The following is a 12,695-nucleotide window of genomic DNA, read 5'->3' on the forward strand; positions in this document are numbered from 1 at the left end:
AAGGCCGCCCGTAACTGGAGAAAAGTGCTCAGAGGCCGCTGTTTTTGGCAGCGGTGTTCAGGGCGTCTTCCGGCGAGGACTGGCCGAGCAGCGATTCCTGGATGGCCTGCTGCAGCGCGGTCGACAGTTCCTGGTATTTCGGCGTGGTCGGACGCGGATACATGGCTGCCAGGCCGAGCTTGGCGGCGGCGATCAGCTCTTCCTGACCCTTGGTGACGGCCGGGTCGTCATAGGACGAGGCCCAGATCGGCAGCGACAGCTTGGCATACTGGTTCTGCGTCGCCTGCGAGGTCATGTATTCGATGTATTTCCAGGCTTCGTCCGGATGCTTCGAGACCGCGGTGACGCCGAGGCCCATCGAGCCGTTGACGGCCGAAACTTCGCTGATGCCGGTGACGCCCGGCGCCGGCACGACGCCGACTTTGCCCGAGACCTTCGAGTCCTTCGGATCGTTGGCCATGTTGTACATGTAGGTCCAGTTCAGCGCGAAGGCGGCGTCGCCGTTTTCAAAGACCTTGCGCACGTCCTCTTCCAGGAATTCCTTGGAATTCGGGTTGGTGAGGCCGGACTTGTAGCTGTCGACCATGTATTTCAGCGCCGAGAGGCCGCCGCCATTCTGGAAGTCCGGCTTGCCGTCCTTGAGGAAGTCGCCGCCATAGGCGCTGACCAGCGTGGTGTAGTCGCAGATCGCGGCCTCGGCCTGCGACCAGCTCCAGGCGATCGGCGTCTTCAGCAGGCCCTTGTCCTGGATGATCTTGGCCTGCGCGCCAAGCTCTTCCCAGGTCTTCGGCGGCGTCTTGATGCCGGCCTTCTCCAGGATGTCCTTGTTGTAGAACAGATATTTGGTGTCGAGGATCCACGGCATGCCGTAGTATTTGCCGTCGTACTGGACCGTGGTCCAGGCGCCGGGCAGCACGCCCTTCTTCATGTCGTCGGTGATCTTCGACGAGACGTCGACCAGCACCTTGTTGGTGGCGTATTCGGCCGGCCAGATGACGTCGAACAGCACGACGTCATAGCCGCCGCCAGAACCCTGAGCGAGCACCGTCTTGTCGTGCAGGCCTTCATAGGGGACGAATTCGAGATTGACCTTGACGTCGGGATTGGCCTTGGTGAAGGCGTCCGTCATGGCGCGCACATCGGCTTCGCTATAGGCGGCCTGCGCCATGAACAGCGCGTTGAGCGTCGTTTCGGCGAAAGCGTGAGGGACGAGCAGTCCGCCGGCGAAGACCGCGCCGACCAGTGTTTTGGTGATTGTCCTAAGCATCTTCTTCTCCCATTTCCGGTGTTGACGGGTCGGCGATGCGGGCGTTGCGCATCGTCTTCCCGGATCCATGTCGCGTGACCCGATGCTTTATCCGGCTGACCAGTGGCGACAGGCGGAGCGCCTTGGCCATCTTGTTTTGGGACATTCGGTTTGCATTAAGTCAACTCGCTTGACTTAATTACTCGATCAATATTCTAATGGAGTCAAGAGGGGAAAAGCCGGTGGACGACATCAGCCCGATCCGCGCCAAAAGCGGCACCAACCAGGAAGGCACCAGCGCACACAACCGCCGGGTCATGATCGAGGCGCTGCGCCTCAATGGCGCCCTGTCGCGGGCCGATCTGGCGCGGGCGACGCAGCTCACCAAGCAGGCTGTCTCCAACATCATCGAGGATCTCGAAAGCGATGGCCTGGTCGTCGCACTCGATGCGGTGCGCAAGGGCAGGGGACAACCCTCGACCCCCTACCGGCTGGTGCCCGAGGGCGCCTTCGCCATCGGCCTGCATATCGACCGCCATCTGACGCGCGCCGTGGCCGTCGACCTGATGGGTAGCGTGCTGGCGCGGGCCGAGGCGAACCTGCCTTTCGATGAGCCGTCGAAGGGCGTCGAGATCATTCTGGAGCTGATCGCTGGTGTGCGCCACGACCTGGCCGGCATTTCGGCCCAGTCGGAAAAGCGGCTGGTCGGCCTCGGCATTGCCATGCCCGGTCCTTTCGGCCTGAAGGATTCGGACGACAAATGGATGATGCCGGCCTGGCAGAAATTTCCGCTGCTGGAGACGCTGGCCAAAGGCACGGGGCTGAATGTCGGCCTGCAGAACGATGCCGCCGCCTGCGCCACGGCGGAGCGCATCGTCGGCGCGGCGCACGGCGTCGACCACGCGGTCTGCCTCTATGTCGGCTACGGCATCGGCGCCGGGCTGATCCTCAATGGCGAGCTCTACAGCGGCGGCCATGGCAATGCCGGCGAAATCGGCATGGCGCTGCTGGCGCCGGCCGGCCCGGGCTCTACGCCGCTCGAGCACCGCGCCTCGCTGGCCTCGCTCTACCAGCATCTCGGCCTCAATCCGGCGGACAGCGATATCTACGAACAGATGAATGCCCTGGTGCTGGCCGGGGATGCGAAGATGATGGCCTGGATCGACGGGGCGGCGCATGATTTGCGCTGGAGCGTGCATCTCATCGAGACGATCTTCGATCCGCAGACCGTGATCCTGACCAGCGGCGCGCCGGAGGCGCTGGCGCGCCGGCTTGTCGAGGCGATGCATCCGCTGCTGTCGTCGATCGCCGACCGGCCAGGTCGGCACCTGCCGCGCCTACAGCTTGGCACCACCGACCCCTGGTCCATCGCGTTGGGTGCCGCCGCGGCGCCGATCAGCCGCGCCTTCGATCCGCTGTTCTCGGCGATCCTGAAGACGCGATTCAGCGGGACCTGAAGCGTCGACCGCCCGGCTTTTCGCGTGAGATATCCTCCAGAGGTTGTGTCGTCATACAGGGTTCATTGTGCGGACATAGCGTTCGTCCCGGTTCTTTGCTGCAATGCAATAGGAGTGGGACATGGTGGACATAGTTTCTAGTGAGGCGGGCATTCCGAGACCGGATCATCCGCTGGACAGTTCGGGCGGCGCGAAATGGTTTCTGCCGGCCTTTGGCGTGCTGGTGCTGGTCGGCGTGGTCTATGTCGGCTACGCGCTCAGCCAGGATCTGGCGGTGGCCAAGACCGTGCCGTGGATCCTGCTCGGCATCGCCTTGCTGATCGCGCTCGGCTTCGAATTCGTCAACGGCTTCCACGATACCGCCAATGCGGTGGCGACCGTCATCTACACGCGCTCCCTGCCGGCCGAATTCGCTGTCATGTGGTCGGGCGTCTTCAACTTCCTCGGCGTTCTCACCTCCAGCGGCGCGGTCGCCTTCGGCATCCTGTCGCTGCTGCCGGTCGAGCTGATCCTGCAGGTCGGTTCCTCCTCCGGCTTCGCCATGGTGTTCGCGCTGCTCGTCGCGGCCATCCTGTGGAACCTCGGCACCTGGTTCCTCGGCCTGCCGGCATCGAGTTCGCACACGATGGTCGGTTCGATCATAGGCGTCGGCCTCGCCAACCAGTTCATGGCGCCCGCTGGCAGCGCCACCAGCGGCGTCGACTGGTCGCAGGCGACCAATGTCGGCATAACCTTGCTGGTGTCGCCGATCATCGGCTTCTTCGCCGCCGCCATACTGCTCTATGCGATGAAGCTTCTGGTGCGCAATCCGGCGCTCTACGAGGCACCGAAGGGCAACACGCCGCCGCCATGGTGGATCCGCGGCCTGCTGATCTTCACCTGCACCGGCGTCAGCTTCGCGCACGGTTCCAATGACGGGCAGAAGGGCATGGGCTTGATCATGCTGATCCTGATCGGCGTCGTGCCGACGGCCTATGCGCTGAACCGCACGCCGGACATCAACTATCTCGAAGCCTACAAGTCGGCTTCGGCCAATGTCGAAACGGCGCTGGGCAAATATGTGAAGCCCGGCGTCACCGTGACCGATGCCAAGGACGCCAAGGCGGCCGTCCAGGACGCCGTGCGCACCCGGAGCTGGAGCGACAAGACGACTGTCGCCTTGCAGACCTACATCCACAACACGACGGCTGGACTGCAGCCCTATGCGTCGGTCGACACCGTGCCGACCGACCTGGTCAGCAACGCCCGCAACGACATCTATCTGATCGGCGAGGCGCTCAAGCTGATCGACAAGAAGCAGCTGCTGCCGATGCAGGCCGCCGATCTCAAGGCGGTGACCGACTACCACAAGGCCGTCGACAATGCGACGAAGTTCATCCCGCTCTGGGTGAAGATCGCAGTGGCACTGGCGCTGGGTCTTGGCACCATGGTCGGCTGGAAACGCATCGTCGTCACGGTCGGCGAGAAGATCGGCAAGAGCCATCTGACCTATGGCCAGGGCGCGGCGGCCGAACTCATTGCGATGGTGACCATCGGCATGGCCGACCGGCTCGGCCTGCCGGTCTCGACCACCCATGTCCTGTCGTCGGGCGTTGCCGGAACGATGGCCGCCAACGGCTCGGGCCTCCAATGGTCGACGGTACGCAACCTGCTGCTGGCCTGGGTGCTGACCCTGCCATGCTCGATCGCGCTGGCCTTCGTGCTGTTCATTGTCTTCCGCCAGGTGTTCTGAGCGGGCGCAGTCCACTACGCAGAAACGGCGCCGCTTGCGGCGCCGTTTTCTTTTGGGGTCTTAGGGAATCGAGGAAATGTCGCGGCCCACGCTAGCCTGTCGATTTCAGGTCGGATCTTCTCTGTGCAGATCGTGGATGGTAACGCCGTCGGCATTGGTCGGCAGCGTCAGCCATTTGCGATGGCGCAAGGTGCGCTGCGTGTCTTCCAGGCCGGTTTCCCAATGCTCGCGCATGGAGGTGCCGGAGAACTCGTAGTCCTTGGCGTGACCTTCATAGCCCTTGTGCTGGTAGATCAGGTGCACGATGTTGACCAGGCCGGCGTCCGAATAGTCGGCGATCAAGGCTTCTTCCGCCGGCGTGAGCTGTTCCTTGGGTACGCGCTTGAGCGCGTCGAGCAGGCGCATCTTCAGGCCATGGATGCGCTTGAAATTGTCGGTGTTCTGGCGCGTGCGGCTGGAATACATGATGTCCTTGTGGCGCGACAGCACGTCCGGCATGCTGCGCGGCAGCACGCCGCGGGCGCTGAACAGGTCGACCTGGAACACCAGCGACGAGCGGTCCTCCTCCTGGTCGAGCAGATATTGCAGCGGCGTGTTGGAGACGATGCCGCCGTCCCAATAGTACTCGCCCTCGATGCGGACCGACGGAAAGGCCGGCGGCAGCGCGCCGCTGGCCATGATGTGCTCAGGCCCGATGCGAACCTTCTCGGTGTCGAAATAGACGAAGTTGCCGGTCCGGACATTGACCGCGCCGACGCTCAGCCGCTTCTTGCCGTCGTTCAGCACATCGAAGTCGATCAGGCTCTCCAGCGTGTCTTTCAGTTCTGCGGTGTCGTAGAAGCTGGTCGCACCCTCGGCGCCCTGCGGCTCGAACCAGGGATTGGGGTTGCGCGGCTTGAAGAAGCCGGGCTGGCCCATGGTCATCGTCATCCAGGACGAGGTGCGGTTGCGGATGTCGCGGTAGATGTCGCCTTCCGGCGTATAGGACCAGATCTTGCGGCCCGAGATCGTCTGCCAGAACTGTTCGAGCCGCTGCAGGCGGCGGCTGGGTTCATTGCCGGCGATGATCGAGGCGTTGATGGCGCCGATCGACACGCCGGACAGCCAGCTCGGCTCGCAGCCGGCATCGGCCAGCGCCTGATAGACGCCGGCCTGGTAGGCGCCAAGCGCGCCGCCGCCCTGGAACACCAAAGCGATGCGGTCATACTGAGCCGAGATCTCCGCGATCGTGGCGGCGGCTTCCTTGTTTCGGTGGCGTTCAAGCACGAATTTTCTCCGGCTGGGTTGTGCTGGTTGCGAGCCGGCTGTGATCACTGAGATAGTCGTGGACGACCTCGCCCAACCCAAGCGTCAGATCGGCCTTGAAGTGGACGGCGGACACGATGTCGAGCACCGGCAGCTTGGCTACGTCGGCCATGACATGGGGCCTGAGATCAAGCGCCGCCGGCGCCGTCCAGGCTTCCTTCAGCGTGATGTCGGTGAGGTAGTAGCGCACGAGCTCGCAGATGCGCGGCGTACCGTCGACATGCGGGATGATCTTGATCAGGAAATTGGGAGCGGCGAGCGCTGCCAGCACGGAATCATGATCGGCTTCCCGATGCTTGTAGCCCATCGTGCCGGTGGCGCACAGGACGCTGCCATAGTGCAGCGTGCCGACGATCACCTCGCCTTCATGGACGATCTTGGGGTTGGCCAGCTTCTTGGGAAAACCCCAGAGCTCGCGGCCACCGGCGATCGGCGCGTCGTCGTCGAGGTACATGGAATGGACGTAGCCGCCATGCTGGCCCTTGTACTTCACCGGGATGACCTGGCCGGTCTCGGTGTAGTCGCCGAAGCCGGTGGAGTCAGGCATGCGGATGAATTCGTACTTGACCAGCGGCTCCTCGATTTCCAGCGGCGCCGGCACGACTGCTTCGAGCGCCTCACGCGTCGTGCGGTAGGTGATGATGATGTATTCGCGGTCGAAAAAACGGTAGGGCCCGGGCGGGAAGGACGGATTGGTCAGCGGCATCGCGTAGGCGCGCTTCACGACATCGGCGATTTCCAAGCTGCACCCCCAAGGTTCTGTCAGACGGATTTCGTTCAGGAATGACCGCGCGAATGCGCAGCCGATTATGTTGCACGGCACCATGACAGTGCCGTGTCAGCCAAACGACCATGGTTTCGCAGCGGGCGAGGCCGTGCCGGCGCTGTCGTCTGGCCGTAATCGCACCGACATATGGCTCTGTCATTGTCATGTTGCGACGCACAATTATATGCTCCCATTCCCCTCCCACTTCTCGCGAGATCATCATGGGTTCCCTGTCTTCGAAGAATGCCCTCGTCACCGGCTCGACCAGCGGTATCGGCCTGGCCATCGCCCGCGCCTTTGCCGCCGAGGGCGCCAATGTCACCATCAACGGTCTCGGCGATCCTGCGGCCATCGAGCAGGAGCGCGCGGGCATCGAGAAGGACTTCGGCGTCAAGTGCCGCTATTCCGACGCCAACATGATGGATGGCGCCGCGGTGAGCGCCATGGTGCATGACGCCGAGGCGGCGTTCGGCAGCCTCGACATCCTGGTCAACAATGCCGGCATCCAGCATGTCGCGCCGATTGAGGACTTTCCCGACGACAAGTGGGAGGCCATCATCCGCATCAATCTTCTGGCGGCCTTCTATGCCATCAAGGCAGTGGTGCCGGGCATGAAGGCGCGCAAATGGGGCCGCATCATCAACACCGCGTCGGCGCATGCGCTGGTCGCTTCGCCGTTCAAGTCGGCCTATGTCTCTGCCAAGCACGGCATTGCAGGGCTGACCAAGACAGTGGCGCTGGAAGTGGCGCAGGACGGCATCACCGTCAACGCCATCGCGCCCGGCTATGTCTGGACGCCGCTGGTCGAAAAGCAGATTCCCGACACGATGAAGGCGCGCGGCATGACCGAGGAACAGGTCAAGCACGATGTGCTGCTCGCCGCACAGCCGACGAAGGAATTCGTCACCGTGGAGGAACTGGCGGCGTTGACCCTGTTCCTGTGCTCGGATGCGGCCAGGCAGATCACCGGCACGACCTTGCCGATGGACGGCGGCTGGACGGCACAGTAGAGGGTCAGTCGAGGCGTTGCGTTTCCGGCTGGCACCACGCGGTGCCGGCGGGAAGGGGTACGGTCAGGTCCATGAAAATCATCCAGCTCTCCGATCCGCATCTGATGGCGCCGGGCGGCCTTCTCTATGGCTCCGATCCGCTGGCGAGGCTTGAGGCCTGCCTTGCCGACATCGGCGAGAACCATGCCGATGCCGATCTGGTGGTGATCTCAGGCGACCTGACCAATGACGGCGAGCGGGCCGCCTATGCGGCGTTGCGGGAGAGGCTGGCGCGATTTTCGCCACCCTGTCGACTGATGCTCGGCAACCATGACGACCGGGCGTTGTTTTTCGAGATGTTCCCCGAGGCTGCCAAAGAGCGCGGGTTCGTGCAGAGCGTCTTCGACGGCAGCGAGGGGCGCCTGATCCTGCTCGACACGCTGGACAGCGGCCATGTCGAGGGCAAGCTGTGCGCCGCACGGCTCGACTGGCTGGACGAAAAGCTCAGCGAGGCGCGCGGCCCGGCCTTCCTGTTCATGCACCACCCGCCGTTCCGGATACACATGCCGGTGCTCGATGAGGTCAGGCTTGCCGACGCCGATGCCTTCCATGACGTCCTGTCGCGCCACGGCAATGTCCGCCACATCTTCGCCGGCCATGTCCACCGGCCGATCGCCGGCAGCTGGCGCGGCATCCCCGTCAGCACGCTACGCAGCACCAACCATCAGACCGCGCTCGATTTTTCGCAGAGCTGGAGCCTGGGCCACGAGCCGCCGGCCTATGCAGTGATCTTCATCGACGCGGATGGGGTCATCGTGCATTTCCATGATTTTCCCGTGCCGCCGGTGTCGGATCGAGTCCCGTAGAGGCCTCCACTCCGGACGCGACGCGGCGGTCGCCGCGACCCATTCACGGCGCCAACTCCCCGTGCATTCCCCTTGCGCCGAGGATCATGTCCCGGCGATCGCCTGCCCGCGCATCGTCCTGCACGGTTGCCGTCCCTCATAGAGCTTTTTGGGCTCACACGCGGTCTCCGCGAAAGGTGCCAAAAAGTGTATGAAATTGGACATTAGTCTTGACAGAAATACAGATGTTCAATACCCGTCAAGCGAATGAACAAGCCTGCAATGTGGGAGGAATGAGCGGTATGGCTTCCAATGTTTCGTTGACGGGCCTTGCCCGCGATCTCGAGGAACGCGGCAAGTCGGGCAAGCCCATCCGCATCGGCCTGATCGGCTCCGGCGAGATGGGAACCGACATCGTCACCCGCGTTGCCCATATGTCTGGCATCGAGATCGGTGCGATCTCGGAACTGAACCTGCCGGCCGCCAGCAGGGCTGTTGATATCGCCTTCCAGGAAACCGGCCATGCGCGTGAAGTGTCGAATGCCTCGGCGATGACGGCCGCCATGGAGGCCGGCAAGGTGGCGGTCACCAACGACGCCAGCCTGGTCATCAACAATGACCTGATCGACGTCGTCATCGATGCCACCGGCGTTCCCGCCGTCGGCGCCGAAATCGGTCTGCGCGCCATGGAGCATGGCAAGCACCTGGTGATGATGAATGTCGAGGCCGACGTCACCATCGGCGCCTATCTCAAGAGCGAGGCCGATCGGCTCGGCGTCACCTATTCGCTGGGTGCCGGCGATGAGCCGTCCTCCTGCATGGAACTGATCGAATTCGTCTCGGCGATGGGCCATCCGATCGTCGCCGCCGGCAAGGGAAAGAACAATCCGCTCAACATCGACGCCACGCCGCCCGCCTATGAGGACGAGGCCAGGCGCCGGCACATGAATGTGCGCATGCTGGTCGAATTCGTCGACGGCTCCAAGACCATGGTCGAGATGGCGGCGATCGCCAATGCCACCGGGCTGGTGCCGGACAAGGCCGGCATGCATGGCCCGGCGGCGACGCTCGGCGAACTCTCGAAAGTGCTGGTGCCGGAAAAGGATGGCGGCGTGCTGTCCAGGGTCGGCGTCGTCGACTACTCGATCGGCAAGGGTGTGGCGCCCGGCGTCTTCGTCGTTGCCGACATGTCGCATCCGCGCATTTCGGAACGCATGGAAGATCTGAAGATGGGCAAGGGCCCATATTTCACCTTCCACCGCCCCTATCACCTGACGTCTTTGGAAGTGCCGCTGACCTGCGCCCGCGTCGTGCTCTACGGCAAGGCCGATATGGTGCCGCTGGCAAAGCCCGTGGCCGAAGTCGCCGCCGTGGCCAAGAAGGACATGCAGCCCGGCGAGAAGCTCGATGCGATCGGCGAATATTGCTACCGCGCCTGGATCATGACGGCGCCGGAAGCGCATGCCGCCAAGGCCATTCCCTGCGGCCTGCTGCAGGGCGGCTCGGTCACCGCGCCGATCAAGAAGGGCGAGCTCATCACCTACGCCAATGCGGCGCCTGCCCCGGGCTCCAAGATCGCCGAACTGCGCGCCCGCCAGGACAAGCTCGTCTACGGAACCGTGGGAGCCTGATCATGGCCGGAGCCAGCAAAGCCGTCGCGGACAGTCGCGCCAACCTGCCTTTCGTCTATCGCCAGTACAGCGCCGAGCAGCTCAAGCAGGTGCTCTACAAGATGTACCTCATTCGCCGCTTCGAAGAGGGCGCGGAGGAAAGCTACATGCGCGGCCTGATCCACGGCACCATGCATTTGTCGATCGGCCAGGAGGCCAGCGCCATGGGCATCTGCATGCCGCTTGGCGAGGATGACCAGATCACCTCGACCCATCGCGGCCATGGCCATTGCATCGCCAAGGGCGCCGAGGTGAAGCGTATGTTCGCCGAGTTCTTCGGCAAGACCACGGGCTACTGCAAGGGCCGCGGCGGCTCGATGCACATTGCCGATGTCGCCAAGGGCAATCTCGGCGCCAACGGCATCGTCGGCGGCGGCATCCCAATCGCCGTCGGTGCGGCACTTTCCTCCAAGATGATGAAGACCGGCAAGGTCGTCGTCTCCTTCTTCGGCGACGGCGCCAACAATGAGGGCGCCTTCCACGAGGCGCTCAACATGGCTGCGGTCTGGAAGCTGCCGGTCATTTTCGTCTGCGAGAACAATGGTTACGGCATGTCGACATCGACCGCCCGTTCGACCGCAGTGAAGAACATCGCCGACCGTGCGGCCGCCTATTCGATGCCCGGCATCATCGTCAACGGCAATATTTTTTCGGAGGTCGCCGAGGCGTCATACAAGGCCGTCGAGCGCGCCCGTGCCGGCGAAGGGCCGACGCTGATCGAATCCAAGACCTACCGCCATCGCGGCCATTCCAAGAGCGACCGCAACCGCTATCGCACCAAGGAAGAGATCGAGGACTGGATGTCGAACCGCGACCCGATCACGCTGTTCGAAAACGAGTTGCGGGAGTTCGGATTCATCGACGACAAGGGCATCGAGGCCATCCGCGACGCGGTCGCACAGGAGATCGCCGACGGCATCGAGTTCGCCAAGGCAAGCCCGTCGCCTGACGTCAGCGAGACCGGGAATTACGTGTATACGGAGCAGGCGTGATGGACGCGATGGTGCGTGAACTGAGCTACGCCCAGGCGATCCAGGAAGCCATGGCGATCGCCATGGACATGGACGAACGCGTCTTCCTGATGGGTGAGGATATCGGCGTCTATGGCGGCGCCTTCCAGGTGACCGGCGATCTGGTCGAGCGCTTCGGCACGGAGCGGGTCATCGACACGCCGATTTCGGAACTGGGTGGAGCGGGCGTCGCCGTCGGTGCAGCCCTCACCGGCATGCGGCCGATCTTCGAGTTTCAGTTTTCCGATTTCGCCACGCTCGCCATGGAGCAGATCGTCAACCAGGCGGCCAAGATGCGCTTCATGCTGGGCGGCGAGGTTTCGGTTCCCGTGGTGATGCGCTTTCCCGCCGGTTCGGGCACCGGAGCGGCGGCGCAGCACAGCCAGAGCCTCGAGGCCTGGCTCGGCCATGTGCCGGGCCTGAAGGTCATCCAGCCGGCGACGCCCTATGATGCCAAGGGCATGCTTCTGGCGGCGGTCGCCGACCCCGATCCGGTGATGATCTTCGAGCACAAGCTGCTCTACAAGATGAAGGGCCCGGTGCCTGAAGGCTATTACACGGTGCCGATCGGCAAGGCCGATATCCGCCGCGAGGGCCGCGATCTCACCATCGTCGCCACCTCGATCATGGTGCACAAGGCGCTCGACGCCGCCGCGACGCTGGAAGCCGAAGGCATCGACGTCGAAGTCGTCGACCTCCGGACCATCCGGCCGATGGACAAGCAGACCGTCATCGACAGCGTCAAGAAGACGTCGCGGCTGATGTGCGTCTACGAAGCGGTCAAGACGCTGGGCATCGGCGCCGAGGTCAGCGCGATGGTCGCCGAGAGCGAGGCGTTCGACTATCTCGATGCGCCGATCGTGCGGCTGGGCGGCGCCGAGACGCCGATCCCCTACAATCCGGAGCTGGAGAAGGCGACGGTGCCGCAGGTTCCCGACATCATCAGCGCCGCGCGCGACCTCGTAAARGGGGTCCGCTGAAACATGCCGACCGAAGTCATTCTTCCCAAGGTCGACATGGACATGGCGACCGGACAGATCTCGCGCTGGTTCGCCGAGGAAGGCGCCCGGGTCAAGAAGGGCGACGTGCTGTTCGAGATCGAGACCGACAAGGCGGCGATGGAGATCGATGCACCGGCCAGCGGCGTCTTGCGCGACGTCACCGGCAAGGAAGGCGTCGATATTCCGGTCGGTGCGCCGGTGGCGTGGATCTATGCCGACGACGAGGCCTATGGGGCCAAGCAGGACGCGGCTCCAATCTCCCCACCCGTGGGGGAGATGTCGGCGAAGCCGACAGAGGGGCGCGCTGCCCTGCCGGACATCTCCCCCACAAGGAGGGAGATTGGCCAATCGCCGTCGGGCGCACGCGCGACACCGCTTGCCCGACGTTTGGCCCGTGAGGCAGGTCTTGCCCTTGCCAGCATCATCGGCACCGGCCCGCATGGCCGGGTGGTCAAGGCGGATGTTGACGCGGCGGTTGGCAAGGGCGCAGCCAAGGAAGTCCCCGCGGTGGCTCCTGAAGCTCCCGCTGCTTCCGCGCCGGCGGTCAAACCGATGTCGGACGATCAGGTGCTGAAGCTGTTCGAGCAGGGCTCCTACGACCTCATCCCGCACGACAATATGCGCAAGACCATTGCGCGCCGCCTGGTCGAGGCAAAATCCACCATTCCGCATTT

Annotated in this window: 11 protein-coding genes; 8 read left to right on the plus strand and 3 right to left on the minus strand. The window is 63.7% G+C overall.

Annotated features, from left to right (window positions below; translation table 11 throughout):
- Positions 1 to 28: 28 nt before the first annotated feature.
- On the minus strand, positions 29 to 1,267 hold the full coding sequence (locus AC1DPX_RS08135) for an extracellular solute-binding protein (RefSeq protein ID WP_202357603.1): 1,239 nt from the start codon (positions 1,265 to 1,267) through the stop codon (positions 29 to 31).
- 221 nt (positions 1,268 to 1,488) lie between these two features.
- Between AC1DPX_RS08135 and AC1DPX_RS08140 the strand changes: the two genes are divergently transcribed.
- Together AC1DPX_RS08140 and AC1DPX_RS08145 are read left to right on the plus strand one after the other, a co-directional pair.
- Entirely contained in the window at positions 1,489 to 2,703 is a 1,215-nt protein-coding gene (locus AC1DPX_RS08140) for an ROK family protein (protein WP_477235686.1), read from the plus strand.
- Positions 2,704 to 2,824: 121 nt separating this feature from the next.
- A complete protein-coding gene (locus tag AC1DPX_RS08145) occupies positions 2,825 to 4,435 on the plus strand; it encodes an inorganic phosphate transporter (protein WP_477235688.1) in 1,611 nt (536 codons plus the stop codon).
- Between the two features lie 105 nt (positions 4,436 to 4,540).
- On the opposite strand, the gene AC1DPX_RS08150 is transcribed toward AC1DPX_RS08145, so the two are convergent.
- Both AC1DPX_RS08150 and AC1DPX_RS08155 read right to left on the minus strand, forming a co-directional pair.
- Positions 4,541 to 5,701, minus strand: coding sequence for a patatin-like phospholipase family protein (locus AC1DPX_RS08150; protein WP_477235690.1), 1,161 nt, complete (start codon positions 5,699 to 5,701; stop codon positions 4,541 to 4,543).
- Positions 5,694 to 6,482 (minus strand): acetoacetate decarboxylase, encoded by a 789-nt coding sequence (locus AC1DPX_RS08155; RefSeq protein ID WP_477235692.1) that lies wholly within the window; start codon positions 6,480 to 6,482, stop codon positions 5,694 to 5,696. Before AC1DPX_RS08155 ends, AC1DPX_RS08150 begins: the two co-directional genes overlap by 8 nt.
- 245 nt (positions 6,483 to 6,727) lie before the next feature.
- Here AC1DPX_RS08155 and AC1DPX_RS08160 point away from each other — a divergent pair, with 245 nt between their 5' ends.
- The 6 genes from AC1DPX_RS08160 to AC1DPX_RS08185 form a co-directional block, all read left to right on the plus strand.
- Positions 6,728 to 7,516, plus strand: coding sequence for a 3-hydroxybutyrate dehydrogenase (locus tag AC1DPX_RS08160; protein WP_202352457.1), 789 nt, complete (start codon positions 6,728 to 6,730; stop codon positions 7,514 to 7,516).
- Positions 7,517 to 7,587: 71 nt separating this feature from the next.
- On the plus strand, positions 7,588 to 8,361 hold the full coding sequence (locus AC1DPX_RS08165; protein ID WP_477235694.1) for a phosphodiesterase: 774 nt from the start codon (positions 7,588 to 7,590) through the stop codon (positions 8,359 to 8,361).
- A 281-nt stretch (positions 8,362 to 8,642) separates the two neighbouring features.
- Positions 8,643 to 9,971: an NAD(P)H-dependent oxidoreductase gene (locus tag AC1DPX_RS08170; protein ID WP_477235696.1), complete on the plus strand. Its 1,329-nt coding sequence runs from the start codon at positions 8,643 to 8,645 to the stop codon at positions 9,969 to 9,971.
- Positions 9,972 to 9,973: 2 nt separating this feature from the next.
- Entirely contained in the window at positions 9,974 to 11,002 is a 1,029-nt protein-coding gene (locus tag AC1DPX_RS08175; protein ID WP_477235698.1) for a thiamine pyrophosphate-dependent dehydrogenase E1 component subunit alpha, read from the plus strand.
- Positions 11,002 to 12,000, plus strand: a complete 999-nt coding sequence (locus AC1DPX_RS08180; RefSeq protein WP_477235700.1) for an alpha-ketoacid dehydrogenase subunit beta — start codon at positions 11,002 to 11,004, stop codon at positions 11,998 to 12,000. The genes AC1DPX_RS08175 and AC1DPX_RS08180 overlap by 1 nt, the downstream gene beginning before the upstream one ends.
- A 3-nt stretch (positions 12,001 to 12,003) precedes the next feature.
- The coding region (locus AC1DPX_RS08185; protein WP_477235702.1) for a biotin/lipoyl-containing protein at positions 12,004 to 12,695 on the plus strand (692 nt) is incomplete at its 3' end.

The sequence above is a fragment of the Mesorhizobium sp. 01N446 genome (assembly GCF_056399285.1).